Genomic DNA, 18,270 nt, shown 5'->3' on the forward strand with positions numbered 1-18,270 from the left:
GCGCAGCTTTTCAGTAGAACTCTTCGGAGAACTGGAAGGTATTTTATTGTTTAATAACTCTCCAATTTACTATGTACTTTCTCAATTTCTTTATCCATATAAGCTTGTGCATAATGCACATAACGATTAAATGAGGTACTCGCATGACTGTGCCCGCTAATTTTGCGAACTAAATGTTCCGGCATTCCTAGAATAAGGAGCGTTGTTATAGCAGTACGTCGCATCATATGTGAACTCATTTTATCGCAAAACCGATTTTTAGAAGTATCCGTTTTTTTAGTGATACGTTGTGTTTTGCCTTGTTTTTCCCGCGAGACTTCTATTGGAGATGTAAAGCCGGCAAGTTCTCCGATATGTTTTAAACTTTTATTAAAATTGAATAAACTGGTATTTCCAAAAAGTGGTGTTTTATTATTTGTAGTACTGTAATGTTGAAAAATAGTTACCGCATAGGCAGAAAGTTTGATAAAACTAAACGTTTTCGTTTTCTTTGATTTGAGTTTTAAGTACCAGTCGCCTTCCATTTTTTCAAAGTTTTTATTGTTCAATAAAAAAATATCCGAATAACGTAACCCTGTTGTACAACCAAAAACAAAAATATCTTTTATCCGTCTATGACTTGGAATAAGTGTTTGTTCGAATTCTTTGTCATGTATTAAAAACTTAAGTTGTTCCGGTGAAAGTACAAAGATTTCAATTTCTTCTTTTCGTACATAAAACAAACGCTGGAAATCTCCTGTATTTAAATCCTTGTCATTTTTTAAGTAATTTAAAAAAACTCTGATTACCTTAATATTAGCACCAACATAATTATCATGACAGCCTTTTTTGTATAGGAAATCTGTGAATTTTTGATAGAATTTTTTCCAGTAGTTTTTCTCAGATTGCAACTCCCGTTTATCCAGTTTTGAGGCATCACAAATGCGGAGCTCCATTTGTGTATCACTCGAAAATTGAACTAAATTCTGTAATACATATTTATAATTTTCTATGGAGCTTGCCTTAATCTTCTCTCCGTTTTTTTTGAGTCGTTTACCTGTTTCGGTCTCCCTTATAAATTGCTTAAATAATGGAATAACTAGACTCGTTTTTTTCATGTTTTAATTTTTGCCAAAAGTACAAACTATCAGAAGTAAAATCCGTTATTGATAAATAAAAAAGTTGGCAGATCTAAACTTAAAATGACTCCATTTGTTATTTGTAAAATGTCTTTGTTTGTGTACGTAGAAAGAATTTTCTTGTCATCTGATTCATAAACAAATCATCCAATTAGAGCAATTTGTTTATTTTATTAAATCTACGTTCTTAATAAAAAAAAATGCGCAAAGTCAGAGACATTTGCGCAGCTTTTCAGTAGAACTCTTTGGAGAGCTGGGGAATATTGATAATTTAAAGACTTTTTCGCTAAAAATATAGCAACTCTATAAACAAGCAAAAGCCACTCCGTAATGAAGTGGCTTTTTTTTGTTTGATTTAGATTGTGGGTGCGAAGTCAAAGACATTCGCACAGCGCGCAACTACAACTCTTCGAAGAGCTGGGGATTCATTTTACTTGCAAAAAAAGCCGCGTATTAAAATTTTTCATTAAGAATTTCTGAATAATATTTATATTCATCTTCTGTCAATATTATTTCTGGAGGATTATTAAAATCAAGTATCGCTCTCAAAGTCAATACATCATTAGAATCAATTTCAAATGACTTTTTAAACATTGCTAGTGCCATTCGTTCAGCTCCATTTATATGAGAAAAAGAAAATGATAAAAAATATCCAACCTGATTAAACCAGAAAGAAATATTTCTTGAATAGGCAACATCTAACAAAATATAGATTATAGAAAGCCCATATTCATCACATAATGGATATATTAATGACCTTAACTCGGATTCCTTATCTTCATATTGCAACAAATAATCATTCAGATTTTTAAAATCATTTTTTAAAATTAGTTCTTTAATTTGATTCATTTTTTATTTTTTTATTTTACAAATGCTGTACTAAAATTTACTATAGTTCCATCAGTACCTTTAAAATAAGGAACCTGAACCTCTCTTGTTACACCATTAAGTTCGACCTGCATAGATTTCGCTTGTCCTCTTTTGTAAGGAACATCTTCGCCATTTTTTAATACATCCTTTATGATTTCCTTAATCACTTGCGGATTTTTATTTGGTACTAACACTTCCCAATTATGAACACTATTAGTACTTCCTTCTATTATGTGAGCTCCTTTTTCAGTAAAAACTTTTTCAACTAATCTTTCAATTTTGACAGCTTTTGTTGATATAGGCATTTCTATCATTCTATATCCATCATCAATAAACTCCGCTCCTTGATAAACTGCATTTTCAGTTTTAGTTGCAGCTTTTACTGCCTGAACAGCCATTTTAGATTGTTTAGCAATTTTATAGCCTTCGTATACTTGAGCTGCTTTTGCAAAAGCCATTTCTGAAAGAATGACTCCTGGAGCTTGTTGAAATCCATCGATTACTCCTCTTGAAATAGCTAAACCAGGATTAACACCTCTATATTTATTTACTTGGGCTTCTAAATCATCAGACCTAATTTCAGCTAAAGGTTTTGCTACTTTAGGCTTTCTAGCGGTAAACTCTAAATAACGGTTGTTTGCCGCTTGTTCACTAGTATAAGCCCCAACGTAAGGTCCGACTTTTTTAACAATTTTACTACCGTCAGCAACCCAAACATCTTCAAGACCTTCAAATTCAGCACTAGAGATAACTTTGTTTCCACTAAACGAATATGGTGTATAATGTGGATACTCTTTTGTTAAAGGATCCACCGCAAAAAACCTACCAACCCTAGGATCATGCATCCTAAAAGTATAGTTAAGCGAATTCCCTTCACCACCCTTAATCTCATCATCCTTCTCCTGCCCTTGGAACCCATAACGATAGTCATCAAGGCTTTTATACCTATTAGGCACGAGCATACCAAAAGGATAGTAATCTGAATAACTAAAAACGTCCGGCGTAAAATGATTATTAATACTAAAAAGTTTACGATCTGAAATTACCGAAAGAACGTTACCTAAATGGTTCGCTAATTCATAACGCTTGTCTCCTACTGTACGATAGAACGGTAATGGAGTTCCCGGAATAGCTTCTTCGCCTTTTCCTTGTGCTACTCCTTCGCAGACATCACCGATTCCGTTTTGGTTTACATCTTCTTGCAATGGGTTCGCCACTAATCTGCAATTGTCGCAAACGTCACCAACGCCGTCCTGATCGGTATCAACTTGATCAAAGTTAGGCATTTCTGTACAATTATCACAACCTAAATCTCCCGGTTTATCACCGTCACCTTTTCCATCCTGATCTTTATCTATTTGAAGCGGGTTTGGGTATTTGCAATTGTCACAAACATTTCCAACTCCATCCTTATCATCATCTTCCTGACCCGGATTAAACACCTTCGGACAGTTATCTTTTATATCGATCCAGCCGTCACCATCTCTATCACCATCTTTTGGACCGCAATAAGTCTTGCCAAAAGTAGCCCCTTTTAGAGTCATTGTTGGTCCGGTAACAGACTGAACTGTTGTGCCTTCTCCTTCATCAAAAGAATATTCGTTTGATACGACATCTTCAGGTAACTGCTCGTTTTTAACTGAATATGTAAAATCACAGATTTCAGACAGAAGAGCATTATATGTACTTCTAGCCCCCTGATCTCCTCTTTTTCCACCATAATATCGAATCGTTGTATTTCCCAAAGAATTTGCAGGCTTTGTAATATGAAGTTCCGCTGAACCTCTTCCTTGTCCTCTTACTTCTTTTCCTTCAAATGCCCTTCCATTGGAAGCTTTTGTAGTGTAAACGTTTCCATTTACTGTTATTTCTACTGTATATACATCACTATTTTTTCTAAAGATTACTGCCTTAACATCCCATTCATCTTCCGGAATCGCAGTTGATTTAATTTCGTAATTCGTTGTATATCTGTAACTTCTAAAACTAAATGTAGCTCCTCTATCTTTATATTTATTATGTCCTCTTCTATAATTTACCAATGAAACTGTTGGCAAATATCCTCCATTTGTTTTTGTAACCGATAACAGAACAGAACCTAAAAAAGAATCTGTACGATCTTCAGGCCAATTGTCCCCTCTTATTGAAGCCCCGTGTAATGCGGCAACAAGACCGGTCGAGTTAAGCGCATTTGCCGGGTCAATCTTTAAATGTGCACTTAATGTTATTGACTTTGTTAATGGCAGAGAAGGATTAAACAAATTAATATCATTTTCCGGCTTTTCATCCCATACAACAGCATCTGTTACGGCATCAAATTTTAACCCTGACTGGGTAGGAACCGCTGTTGCAGTATTAGCCGTAATAGGCATTTCTGCTGCACTGGCAAGCGATTTACTACTCGCAACACTTTTTCGTAGTGCTGACGGAATGGTAGCTTCGCTAATTGATTTTCTGCCTTTCTCAATTCCAAGACGGCTACTTCCGTAAATATCGTGTTCGATAAGATCATAGGTTACCTGATTACCTGTTTTATTCATTTCATAAGTAGCCAGGACATTGCCTTGGGCATCACGCTCATAAAAAGTAGTTGTGGTCTTGGTCGGTGTTTTGACAACTTTAGCAATTCGGTTTCCTAAACCATCATATTCAAAACTAACAATAGTACCATTTTCTTTTGTAACCGATTTAACCTTTCCGTCAACACGCCAGTCGATTTTTATTTTTTCCTGATTATCGTGTGTTAGCTGACCGATATCATCGTATTCATAATTTTTATAATCGGGATTCTCCGGATTACGTTTGTCATATTGATTGTCAATATCCAATGAGGTGTCATCAGGATTGGTCTTACTATTAGAAAACTCTGCATTTGGTACAACATCATTTACCCTATTTAATCGATTTGTTCCTGCCTTATAATGGTAGGTTAATTGATCCATAGGTTTTATATCTCCATTTTCAGTAGGTGCTGAACGGAAAAGGGTTTTTAAATTCCCGTTTTTGTCATAACTGTAATTAGATTCATAACTATCATACATCATGCTTCGAGCAATCCACTTCGAAGTCATTTTCTTTATTCTGTTCAACTGATCGTACTCGTAAGAGTTGAATTGAGCCGGCAAAGGATTCTGGGTCTCATTCAACACCGAAGTCATCATTTCTTTGATATTTCCGTTGTATAAATTGTTGGTCACTTTTTCTATAGGGAAATGTTTCCTGTTATAGAAAAGTAAATTGTCTTTTTCAATACCGGCACGAGACTTATAATCGCCTGTATAATAATTTAAAACAAAACTAAAGGCATCCTGTGCCACACTATATCCGTCGTTACCTGCATCTTGTGCTATATTAATCCTTTCTGAATTGACTCCTTTTAGCCAACCGTGTAAGGTATAGATATAATCAAGCCCCTGAACTTGTTTGTCCCCAAGTTCAACACGTGCCAAAGGACCATGGTCATAGTAAAGATAGTTTGCTTCTTTTTCCCAGATGATATTGTCTTTACTGGTATATACTTGTTGAATTCTATTGTCGGCATCATATTCATAACGGTGTATAAACTGATCATTAGAATCATTAGGCTGGTAGGTTACCTTATTTACATTACCGCTAATTAAATCGTAATCATACACCACTTTTTTAGTAGTTTTCTTCATTAGATTCAATCCTTCGCTATTGTTAATATGGTGTACCAATTCTTTCACATTTCCGTGAACATCATAGTCATAGAAAATACCGTTTGCATAACCTGCTACAGGTGATTGACTGCCAAGAGTATCAAAATATAAAACTGCGGTTACACGCTTATGACTATTATCAGAACCGTAAGCTGTAAACCATTTTTGAGTGTCTTTTAAAGGATTATCATAAATCGTTTTTGTTACTTGTTCTGTAAGGTCGGTAATATTATACGGATAATTGATTGTTTTAAGTACAGCATCAACTTCAACCAGTTGTTCTGCTGCATTTTCTAATCTTCCGTTTTTGTTGATCTTTAGTGTAAGTCCTGTTTTTGTTTGCAACTGACCTGCTTCAAAGATTCGGCCAAGGGCATCATAACGTGTATAACTAAATTGCGATTGCAGTTTTTGTTTTGCATTCTGACTTGCGATGATTCGGCCTAACAGGTCGTAGGCAAAAACAGTCTCCCCTCCATCGGGAGTTTTCTGCCAAACCAATTGGTTCAATGAGTTGTAACGGTACTCGGTTTTCATGGCATGCGCCGGACTTACCGGTACACCATCTACAGCTGCTGTATCTACTTTTTCTGAATTCTTTTCTCTTACCTTATTAATCGTTTCGTCTGAAGCCGGCAAAAGTCTTTTTACTCCTTCCGGTGGAACGGTCTGCACTAAGTTTCCGGCCTGATCGTAATAATACAAGGTGTATTGATATTCTTTATCAACTGCTTCTTTTGTTACTACTTCTTTAATTCCTTCAAGGGCTTCTCTAAGATAATTTTGCTTAAAAGCCTCTTTTTTATCAGCATAAAACGCATCGGAAACTTGCTGCTCATTAGTCTGATTAATGGCTTTTTTATAAATTTCGCAAGGTGTTTTATCTCCTTCTTTTTTAGGTAAATCCAAACTAAACGAAGGTACCATCGTAGCAGGCGCACAAATTTTATTCGCTATTACGTATGAATTTGCAAAATCACTCCAAGTTTGTATTTCTACTTCTCCGTTTACATTTATAGATTTAATGTAGGTATGATACGCATTAATGACAATAGGAGTCTGGTCATTTCCATACTTCAAGTTGGTGCTACCAAATTCAGCAATGGTTAAAAACAGAGGATCTTTAGCGGTCTTAACTTCAAACTTCGCTAAATAAGCAAGGTAATCTGAACTGATATATCCAAAATTAGCCTCGCAAAAGAAGGTTCCATTATCTTTTAATTTTTTTGGAATTTCATAAGTTGGCATTTGTGCCTGTAAACCTGTTTTGTATTCATTCCATTTGTCTCCACAAACTACCGGAGCTACTGTTGGAGGGATACATAGGGCGTTGCAGGTTGGTAAGCCTGTTTTTAATGTAATAGATGATTTTGCAACTGTTTTTTGTATCATCATATTATCTCGTGGTTTTCCCCGTCTAAAAAACTCACACAAAGTCACTAAATTGCCTGTATTATATTGCGTCATTACAGAGACTCTAAAAGTTCCTTGTTTTATTAAAGTATTATTGAGATTATCTATAAAATTAACTTCTACTATGTTGGTGAAACCATTACTATTATCTTTGATATCAATTGAATTGATGTGTTTTACATTCGAAAAATCAGGTAAAAAAACCTGTATTTGTCCTTCATAAAAATCATTATTATAAGTATCAGCAGAATAATATGGATAATCATTCAGTGTTAATACTAATGATCCATTATCGGCAATAAACTTATATTTATCAAATATAACCGGGCCTAAAAAACCTCCGTCTCGACCGGCTACAGTAGCGTTTGAATACCTTTCTTTAATTTTACTTTCCTCTATAAACGATTTTAGTAAAGGGTTATTAACAAGACCTCTATAACCTCGATTGTTATCATCTCCGATCGTTTCTTTACGCCCCTGCCCCCCAATTGCAAAATTTCCACGTGAAAAATCATCTAAAATCTCATTATAAGCATTTTTCAGACCTTCTTCAAAGATCGTTTCATCATTAGCAAAATCAGAACAAGAAATAATTTTAGGTAATTTACCATTTAAAAAGTCACAAATGCTTTCTCCATAACTAGATGTTCCAGCATCCTCCTTTATGGTAGTATTGTTTACTATACGTCCTTCTTTAGTTGCGCCTATTCCACTTTTATCAATAAAATTCAATTTAACTTTATAAAGTATATTAATAAAATCAAGCGAGCTAATCATAGAGATTGACGAAAAATTATCTATCTCAATATTTATATTAGCATCTTCCTTACCATTACTATTGAAAAAACTAATAGTTAAACCTTTATCCCCACTCAAAGGTCTAATATTAAACTTATAAAGCTCAATAGCTCTATTTATAGCTGTAGGAACAGAGCTTAAATAACTATTTCTAACAAACTGAAACTTTTCAACAAGGTTTGAACCATTAATCAATTGAGTTATTTCACTATCCTCAGAACATATTTTACTCTCAGAATTAAATCCAGTAGCTATAATTTTATTAATAACAATCCTTAAATTTTCTTCATAATCAGTTTCCGCTTTACTATTAAGCTTACAAGCATTAACAACAGGCAAAACATTCGGATCCCCACATTTATCTCCATACCCATCACCATTAAAATCGTCTTCGCCACAAGGCGCACAACAAGCAAAATACAAAGCGTTGTTTTTTCCTGCTGTTATCGTCCATGATTTTGTTTCGGTTCTTTTTAGTAAACCATTTCCTCTGCTGGTAACTACTCTGACTATATTGCTTCTTCCGCCCTCTTTTAAATTGGTAATAAACAAATCTTTAATCGCAGGAATAGCAGTGCTAACGCTTCCGCCGTTTAATTTCATACGAAGCGTATCGTTTACACTGACAGAGAAAATTCTCTCGTCAGCTATTTCGTCATAATTCCATTTTACTACATCTGTAGCAGCGATTCCGAAATACGATTTTAAATAACCGGTCGCAAAAGCGGTATTATTTGTAATGATTTGTGTTGTTGCTAAACTGTTGCTTCTCTGAAGATCAAGCAATACATTTGTTAAGGCCGCACTAAATTGGTCTTTTTTGCTACACTGATTGTCTTCAAATGCAATTACTTCACCAACACCGGAACCTCCGGCAAAATGACATTCTCCAACGGCAGCTTTGGTATATCCTTCAATAATAACTTCTTCAGGTGTGATACAGGTAGGCGTAGTTCCTCTGCGCACTATAGTAGCAAGAATTCTAAACTTAAAAATTTTGCTTGCCGGTAAATACTCTACATAATGAAAATTCTTTACACCAACTACATCTTCCCACTTCGGCTTCTCTATGCCCTCTCCACATGGATTACGATATGTATTATCTTTAGGATTAAAACTTACAAATTTTAAAACAATAGAAGATGCAATACTATCTGTTGCGTTTTCAGTAAGGTGAAAACTGATGTTTAAATTGTCTCTGTCTTTTCTACCAATTACTCTTGGAGCGGCTGTTGATTTAGTCAAATCAAATTCCGGGTTTATGTGTGCTTTATAGATTCCTTCTGTTAAATAAGGCATGCTCGAAGCCGGTGTATTTACCAATAATCCATTTGGCTGAATCGTACGATCCATAAGTCCTTTTAAAAACATTTCCATGTCTAAGCCTAACGGGCATTTTCCGGTTTCAAGGAATAAATTAGCATTTGCTTTTGCATCGGCACTTGCCATTGCTTCGACATCACTTAATCCCGAATCATACCCGTAATCTGAAGGCATAAAACGTTTTTTCTTGTCTGCATAATAAACTGCCGTTTCGCCCGTGCAGATTGGTTCCAAACCAGTAAAACCTGCCGGAATACTTGGTGCTGTGGCTAAGGACGACTCGATTATTCCAGGTACAGTAATAATTTTACCATTTACATCATATCCTACATCGTATTTTTTTAAGAACGTAACATACGAATCGGTGTTTTTTACGTCCCCGATGCAATTGTTGTTCATTTGCTTTTTATTGGCATAAATATGTGCAAACACGGTACGTGTTTTTTCTTTAAGGGCAATATAATATGCTTTAAAGTTGGACCATATTCTTTGTTTTAAATAATTGTCCGGCAAGTTATTAATACCTTCCAGTAACCTATCGTTACTCTTGGTAAGTACATCCTCATACGCTGTTACAGGCGTAATTCCGTTAGAATAAGCGGCAAAGAAATAGGCGGTCTGCAGCATATTCATTTTTATTACAGCACCTCGAGAATTTTTAAATGTCATTCCGTCGAAATTCCCGCTTATAGTTGAATAGTCTCCTAAACCTGCTACTATAATTTTCTTTCTTAATTTGTATTCTATATCATCTTCAGCGGTATGAGCACCATTATAAAACGGGTCAGTAGTTCCGCCTGAACTCAATATCATAGACACCATTCCAGTGCCGTTAGAAAAAACATTGTTTTGTACCAAACCAGTTGCCGGGTCTAAGTATTCCAGATTTCTTAATTTGTCATCAAAACCATCCGAATTATTTCCATCTACTATTTTTTGGCAAACGGCCAGATTGTATAAATAATATTGGTATTCCGGGTGATACGGCACTAATGCTTTTGCCCAGCTTGGTTGCCAAAGCTCCAGAAAATCGGTCACACTGTTTAAGTGCTGCGGTTCTACCAAAAATACATTAGGATCATCATTTGAAGGGTCCTTTGCAACAGGAATAACTTCATCATCATTAAAAGGTCTTAAAGCGGGGGTGAATGTTCCATCCTCATTTTTTATAACCGTAACCTTTACAGTTTCATTGTTTTCATCTTTGTAAGAACCTCCGAAAGGATGTCTCCAGTTGTATACTGAAACTTTTGTCGGGATATCAATATCAACATCGTTAGGATCGGGATAGCTTGTATCTTTGTAACCTCCGTACCATAATTTATTGTTTTCATTAAAAACACTTAAAATTTCTCCGCCATCCTCCGGTTCTGGAGTTGGCTGAGCATCTTTATCTATAGGAGCACTTCTTTCCAGCCCCGCAACAGAACCATATTGCCCATTTGGACTGACATCTGCCAGTAAAGTTTCCTCATTAATAGTGCAAAGATTTGCCGGCTGCTGACAGATCTCTCTACAATTGGCTAATAAAGCTCTAAATTCGATAGCTAAATGTTTTTTATATGCATTTAATTCTTCTACATTAAGCTCGATAGCAGGAAGATTGGCACTTACATACTTTGCTTCTGCAAGTACGATAAAAGATTCTCTACTACCTGTATCTCCAAGACTGCTTTCATCTAAAGGAAGTTTAGCTTTATATGCATTCTTAGTTAACTCATTCTCTAAATTAGCTGTAACCAGAGCTTCCTCGCAACTTCTGCAAGTAACATTACAATCAAATTCCTGGATAACTTTTTGAAACTCGACCAAAACAGGTTTACATGCTGTCCCCTTCTTTAATTCATTAACATAATCGTCAGCATATTTATTTAAAACGGCTGTATCAATCTGAAGATTTTTGGTAAAACTGTATGTCCCTACTCCCAAACGATCAAATCCATTGTCTGAATTCTTTCTTTTACCTTCAAATAATACCGACGTCTTTTCTAAAGTAACAGGAGCATAAGCACTTATATTATAACTACCAATTTTAGCAGAAAGATCAGCTCCGTTTTCGCCAATCAATAACTCGTTGGCACAATCATCGGTCATACTTATCGACCAATCGTATACAAAAGGGTAATATTTATTACTTAAACAATTGTCATTATAACTTCCTATAATCTTATCAAAACTGTAGATATATCCAACAATGTCTTCTTTCCCAAGATTAACAGAATTATCTAATTTAAATCCATCTTGCGTTATACTATTGTTACCCGAAGCGTATTTGACATTTTTATCCAGCAGACTTTCTTTTATTCTTTCATGCAAAGTACTATCTCCTTCGTCTTGCAACGCAATTAAATTTCCTTTTTTGTCACCGGCAAGAGCAGTAGCAATGGTTCTGCCTTGTGGATCTAAGTAACTCACACTTACTTGTCCATTTGGATCAATAACCATATTTTTTTTGTAATGTGTTGCATCACCTACCTTATAACCAAATAGTCGGTTAAGTTCTGCCTGGCTTGGAGTTGAATAGAAATATTTCATTTCATGACCCGATCCGATTTGATGCTCTTTTCCTACCCCACCTTTACTTTTAATACGGCCTGTATTATCAGGTGTATATTCAATTTGGGAAAAAGGGCGTAAATCTGCCTTAGGAACTAAATCCTGATGGTTGTCCTGAAGAAGGTTTTTCTCCGAATAATACTTACTGGCACCACTTGCATCAGACATTCCATCGATCAGCTTTGGAGTACATTCTTTATCATTTTCGTTTTCCCAATCAAAGTCATTATGGGTAAAAATGGATGTGCCCAGCTGGTTTTTATTTAGATCGGAATAAAAGTGTATACCTGATGATTCTACAGGAACCGGTAATACTTCAATAGCCGGACGGCCTTGATTATCGTAAATAACTTCGCCGACAACTGCTTTATTAGTAGAGTTGATCTTAGTAACGGTCTGACGATTACGCAAAGAACCATCAAAGTAACTTACCACTTCTTTCTTCTTTCCATCTTCAGCAAAAGAAGATTGGTATTGCCAGTTTTTCTTTCCCTCCTCGTGGTTTTGATCTATTGTTATGTAATGAGACCAGTCCCCAACTTTTTCTTGTGATGTCGCAACTCCCGAAGTCCAGTTTCCGTAATAATTTTTAGTGATATTGTCCAAAAATCGTCCAACTGGCCTCACTCTGTATACAATATATCCTTTCGAATAAACAATCGGAATTTTATAAGAGGTGTCTTTGGTTTGAATTCTCGTACTGTTTAATTTGAAGTCCTGATTGCTTAACGGAATTTGATTAACAGCTAATGTTCCGCCATCGGCAGCAAAATTATCAATCCAGGTCCATTCCAATTCATACTCTACAGCAGGTGCCACGGGATCCTTGTGCCACGAAATAACAATCTCCTCCGCACCGTTACTGACGTTATTGACAGAGGTTCCGTCAGATTTTAAAAATTGATATTGTAAAGGAAGTACAGAGCTGGTTTGTGTACTGCTAAACTGCAGATTGTAGTAACGATCTGTAGTAAACATGAGCTCCAAATATGCCGATGAGTTAGCTACAGCAATGCTTACATTATCTTTATCGTAGTACTTAATTGATTTTATTGTTGCACTAGCATAATGAACTCCGGGAAGATTATAGACAACATAATCGTTAAACTCAATTCCCTTAGTCATATTATCGTGTTTTATCCTTAGTTTAATTTCTTTAGGATAGTTGACACGATCTCCGTTGCCGGTAGTATAACTTGCGATTTTACGATTAGAGTTATCATAAGGGTTTATTGTTAACTCGACCTCACAGGAGTATATTTTTTGATATTCTGCTGTATTGCTTTTATCGTCTATAAAACCAAAATGCACCGATACATTTGGATTTACAGAAGTAAACAGATTTTGTTTTTTAATGTCGGCGAACTTCGAATCTTTTACATAGATACTATCCTGTACCTGAAGTTGATTTCCAATTTTTTTAAGGCTTAAAGTTGTCTCCTGTTGTGCAAAAGTCAATAACGAAAACAGAGCAAATGCAAGTGTTATTAAATATTTGTTGATATACATCTGTTTTAATTTATTTATTGGAACTATTTCTTTGATCAATTACTTCGTAATTCTTTAATCTTTCTGCCGGTACCGGTTTGTTTTTATTTACTGCTACAAAATAGTTTTTGGTTGTAAATAATGTGTTGTTAACCGCTTTCCTGTTAAAGTTGGTATTTATAACTTCTAATCTTGGATAATAGGATTTTGGACTACGATAATCTTTAGAAAAATTGACGGCTGTGCTATAATAAAAAATAGACTTTTCTATGAAATACTTTTTTGATATGTGCACGACTATCTTCGAATAGGGAAGATTTGAATAATTTTTGGCTTTCAAAGTAATCTCCCAATAGGTTTTAAAATCTTTAATAGCTTCTATTTTGCATAAATCCAACAGGGGTTTAATGTCAAAACTTCCAAAATAGCTTTTAACCGGATCTGCAATTTGAATTGCTTTTTCGGAATGACTTATTTTTACATTTATAGTTTTAGAATTCAAGATCTCGGTTTGATCGATTTTCATATAAACCTCATTAGCAGCATTTTTTATAAAGATTCCTTTATAGGCCTGCTCTACTGTTTTAGATTCGGCCGTTTTATATAAAACATAATTTGAATTGTATTGCAGGGCTTCAGTCCTACTATACTGTTTCGACATTTGTTGCAAAACTTCGTTTGCAGTTTGGCTGTATCCAGTTGTAGCAATTGTTAGAAAACTGATAAACAGCATCATTTTATAAAACATAACTTTCATCTACTTGTTAATAATGTTACCTGAACGGGTTTCCTGAATGGTCTTAACTCCTTTTGCGGTTTCCTTTTTTACGCGAACTAAACCACCCTCATTATCATATTCATAAAAAGTAGAATAATTGTTTTCGTCAAGTTCAGACATCAGTTTGAAGGTTTCGGCATCATATACAAATGTTTTTACGCTTCCATCAAGCGGATGTATTCGGATATCATCAAAATAAACAGGGATCCCGGCACTTTTATTTTCAAGCTCGATTCCTATGGTTTTTGTTTCTTCAGGGATTAAAAATTTGCTTGTAATTCTTTGCCATCCGTCAATAATATCTCCTTTAGCGGTAAAGCTTTCCATTCCTATTTTGTATCTGATATCGTTAGTGTCGACATTGCTAAAAAAGACTACATTGATTACCGCATTTTCGTAGTTTTTTAATTGAATGGCGGTTTCTTCTTTAACCCATGCACTTAACAGATATTCTTTATTAGGTTTTGGCTGAAAAGAAAGACAGTCCGAACAATAATTTTTGTCGGTAGGAAGTCCACAAGAGAATTCACTCATCTTTAAGTTATCAGAAAAAAAAGCTTCATTCTCAAGAGTTCCCAGTGCGTCAAAATTTTCGTAACCATAAAAATCATAGCGAAAATCTTCCTTTTTATCCCTCGGAAATTCCGTTTTATCAAAACTCAACAGATATTGCAACGATGTTCTCAAGACCGGAGCCACTCTTGATTCGGTAGTTTCAGCAGGTACTATCTGAACATAATTTGGGTCTTCATTTCGGTTTACAGCAGCTGTAGTTGTGCCACCATCTACATAAAATCCGTTTTCAAGACCTACTACGTATAAGTGTGGTTTATCCGGATTGTTAAAAAGAGCACTTTTAGAATTGCTGAATCGAGCCATGGTCTGATCTCTTAATGCTTTTACATCATTAGTCTGGCAACCATCTGTAATCATCATTACAACATTTGGTTTCATCGGAGCGTTTAATGCCACATCTAAAGCCGTTTTCCAATAATCCGAAGAAGCACTTATCCCTTTTCCGCTGCGGCTACGATAGTTTTCAATCCAATCATTAAATTTTCGTAAAGTAACCGGGTCATAATTAGACAGCCTTGTAGCTTCAATATTATCTGTTCTGGTAAAAGTGTCACTATCGGACATTCCGGTCATCGAAACATAAATATTCGATTGCAGCTTGTCATTATCGTCTGCCTGTTGTTGTATGTATTTTTTTAATTGTTTTTTAATTTTAGCCGCCTGATCCTCACTTATAGAACCTGATTCGTCCAGAACAAAAGCAATGTGATCCACACAATATAAAGACGAGCAAAAATTAATATGATTTACCGAACTTTCAAATGCTGAAGCCGGAGTAGTAATCAGATTAGTTGCCTTTTCATTTGATTCATAATTAGCCAAACTAAAATCTGCAATACGATCCCCATTTGTCGCAATCCTCACATCATAACCGGAACGATCTGAAAAAGAGAATGCAATGAAACCTTGTTGTTTATCGTGTACAAAATTGTATATAGCGGGTTTCTCGTCTTTTATATAGAAAGCCAGTGCTTTTAGTTCATCACATGTATATCCGTTTCCTATTTCCGCTGCCGGAAGATTGACCAGTTTATTGGCCAAAGTGGTAAAAATAGCTTTAATAGTAGCCGTGTTTGGATTGTCTTTAGTACAGGATACAAAATCTTCGCAAGTATTAACTGTTACTTTTTTAGTAAATTCAAACGTACATTGCTCCTTCTCGTATGTCTTTAGATAAATAGTATAATTACCCGAAGTTAGAGGAGTAAAAGTATACAAACCTGTTGTGTTTGTAACGGGATTTAAAAGTTGTGTGTCACCTTCCTTAATGACATACCAACTAAAGCTACTATTTACAGAAGCCGTTTCAAAAGATAAATCTATCGCTTTGTTCACACAAGACGTTTCTTCCGTACAATCTACTACGAAAATCTTTTTTGTAAATGTCTTGCTGCAATTTTCAGCGTCGGTTACAATTAATTTAACCGTATAACTTCCGGGAGCTGTAAAAGTATACGAATAGTCTCCACTCGCACTTGCAGTAGAACGATTTACAACTTGTCCGGAAACAGTTGCCGTTGACCAAACATAGCTCATATTAACTCCTGTAGTCTCAAATGTGAAATTAACTTTTTCGTTCAGGCAATGGGTCTCAGAAATTCCATCAACGTCAATTCCGGAGGAAAAACCAGAGAAAGCGGTTCCAAAAATTGAGTTTATTACAGGCTCTTTATATTCTTTAGCCGAAGAAGAAAAAGAACAAAATACTACACTCAAAATCAAAAACCAGTATTTTTCTATTTTTAAATAATTCATCATGTTTATTATATATTACTGCCGTGCATCAACGCTTATCACATCCCTCTTTCAGGAGGGCCTTATTCACCTCCGCCGGGCTCAACTTCTTCACCTCCGGAGCATGCTGAACCATTAAAAATCTTTATAATACTTACAGCTACTATAGCACCGCAAGGCCCCACTCCCCAGTTACTTAATTCACTCGTTACCTCGTCTCCATAACGATCAATATAAACGATATAACTTCCCTGACCATTTCCTCTAAAATGGAACACCTGTGTCTCAAGCTCACATTTACCACGAATATTTGCAAAATTTTGCCCGTTGTTATTTACATCTGCCCATGCTTTTGCATCTGCATCTGCCTGCGAAATATTGGAGGTTGCTGTTGCCGAATACTCTACACTTGATCCCATTCCTCCAGCGGTATCACAATTGTTTCTTACGAAATAACTACTTTTTGTACTCTTATAAGTACAACTGCCATTGGTACCCGCATTGGCATATGCCTGCCCGTTTTTGTTGACATCATCCTGAGCCAAAGCATCTGCTGCTGCCTGTGTAGAGGCTGTATATTTTCCTGCAGCTACCGTATAGATAACCACCGAGCCTGTCCCTCCCACTCCACAATTATTTTTGGTAAAAGAACCGCTTTTCGCTACGTTCTTAAAACTACAGCTGCCATTGGTACCCGCATTGGCATACGCCAGTCCGTTTTTGTTGACATCGTCCTGAGCCGAAGCATCTGCTACTGCCTGTGTAGCGGCTGTATATGTTCCTGCAGCTACCGTATAGATAACCACCGAGCCTGTGCCTCCCACTCCACAATTGTTTTTGGTAAAAGAACCGCTTTTGGCTACGTTCTTAAAACTACAACTGCCATTGGTACCCGCATTGGCATACGCCTGCCCGTTTTTGTTGACATCGTCCTGAGCCGAAGCATCTGCTACTGCCTGTGTAGCGGCTGTATATGTTCCTGCAGCTACCGTATAGATAACCACCGAGCCTGTACCTCCCACTCCACAATTGTTTTTGGTAAAAGAACCGCTTTTCGCTACGTTCTTAAAACTACAACTGCCATTGGTACCCGCATTGGCATACGCCTGCCCGTTTTTGTTGACATCGTCCTGAGCCAAAGCATCTGCTACTGCCTGTGTAGCGGCTGTATATGTTCCTACAGCTACCGTATAGATAACCACCGAGCCTGTGCCTCCCACTCCACAATTGTTTTTGGTAAAAGAACCGCTTTTGGCTACGTTCTTAAAACTACAACTACCGTTAGTACCGGCATTGGCATACGCCTGTCCATTAGCATTTACATCATTTTGTGCTAAAGTATCCGCATCCGCCTGAGAAATAATAGACGTAATCGTTTTTGAATATACAACCACTGATCCCGTTCCGCCTGCACCACAGTTGTTCTTTGTGAAAGAACCACTCTTGGTACTGCTAAATGTACAGGTACCATTGGCATTGGCATAGGCCTGACCGTCATTTTGTGCTAACAAGTCGGCGGCGGCCTGAGTAGCTGCTGTATATTTTCCTGCTGCTACTGTATACACTACTGCTGATCCCGTTCCGCCTACAGCGCAATTGTTTCTTACAAAGCCACTTTTAGCTACGTTCTTGAAACTACAGCTGCCGTTGCTACCGGCATTGGCATACGCCTGCCCGTTAGCATTTACATCATTTTGTGCTATAGTATCCGCATCCGCCTGAGAAATAATAGACGTAATCGTTTTTGAATATACAACCACTGATCCCGTTCCGCCTGCACCACAGTTGTTCTTTGTGAAAGAACCGCTTTTGGTACTGCTAAATGTACAGGTACCATTGGCATTGGCATAGGCCTGACCGTCATTTTGTGCTAACAAGTCGGCGGCGGCCTGAGTAGCTGCTGTATATTTTCCTGCTGCTACTGTATACACTACTG

6 protein-coding genes are annotated in these 18,270 nt (G+C 36.4%); all 6 read right to left on the reverse strand.

Annotation, left to right across the window (positions count from 1 at the left end; genetic code table 11):
* Positions 1–50: 50 nt before the first annotated feature.
* Positions 51–1,097, reverse strand: coding sequence for a tyrosine-type recombinase/integrase (locus ACHRV3_RS22120; RefSeq protein WP_395436178.1), 1,047 nt, complete (start codon positions 1,095–1,097; stop codon positions 51–53).
* A 474-nt stretch (positions 1,098–1,571) separates the two neighbouring features.
* Complete coding sequence (locus ACHRV3_RS22125; RefSeq protein ID WP_395436179.1) at positions 1,572–1,967, reverse strand: hypothetical protein; 396 nt, start codon at positions 1,965–1,967, stop codon at positions 1,572–1,574.
* 11 nt (positions 1,968–1,978) lie between these two features.
* A complete protein-coding gene (locus ACHRV3_RS22130) occupies positions 1,979–13,267 on the reverse strand; it encodes a DUF6443 domain-containing protein (RefSeq protein ID WP_395436180.1) in 11,289 nt (3,762 codons plus the stop codon).
* A 10-nt stretch (positions 13,268–13,277) separates the two neighbouring features.
* Positions 13,278–14,003, reverse strand: a complete 726-nt coding sequence (locus ACHRV3_RS22135; protein WP_395436181.1) for a hypothetical protein — start codon at positions 14,001–14,003, stop codon at positions 13,278–13,280.
* Positions 14,004–16,358, reverse strand: coding sequence for a VWA domain-containing protein (locus tag ACHRV3_RS22140; RefSeq protein ID WP_395436182.1), 2,355 nt, complete (start codon positions 16,356–16,358; stop codon positions 14,004–14,006). It abuts the gene before it with no gap.
* A 59-nt stretch (positions 16,359–16,417) separates the two neighbouring features.
* A partial coding sequence (locus tag ACHRV3_RS22145) for a DUF5977 domain-containing protein (RefSeq protein WP_395442791.1) occupies positions 16,418–18,270 on the reverse strand: 1,853 nt, incomplete at its 5' end.

This window comes from Flavobacterium sp. FlaQc-49 (assembly GCF_044005985.1).
GTDB classification, from domain to species: Bacteria; Bacteroidota; Bacteroidia; order Flavobacteriales; family Flavobacteriaceae; genus Flavobacterium; species Flavobacterium cupriresistens.

Coding starts and splice junctions, on each gene's coding strand:
- ACHRV3_RS22120 (WP_395436178.1), bottom strand. CDS start 1,097: ATGAAAAAAACGAGTCTAGTTATTCCATTATTTAAGCAATTTATAAGG.
- ACHRV3_RS22125 (WP_395436179.1), bottom strand. CDS start 1,967: ATGAATCAAATTAAAGAACTAATTTTAAAAAATGATTTTAAAAATCTG.
- ACHRV3_RS22130 (WP_395436180.1), bottom strand. CDS start 13,267: ATGTATATCAACAAATATTTAATAACACTTGCATTTGCTCTGTTTTCG.
- ACHRV3_RS22135 (WP_395436181.1), bottom strand. CDS start 14,003: ATGAAAGTTATGTTTTATAAAATGATGCTGTTTATCAGTTTTCTAACA.
- ACHRV3_RS22140 (WP_395436182.1), bottom strand. CDS start 16,358: ATGATGAATTATTTAAAAATAGAAAAATACTGGTTTTTGATTTTGAGT.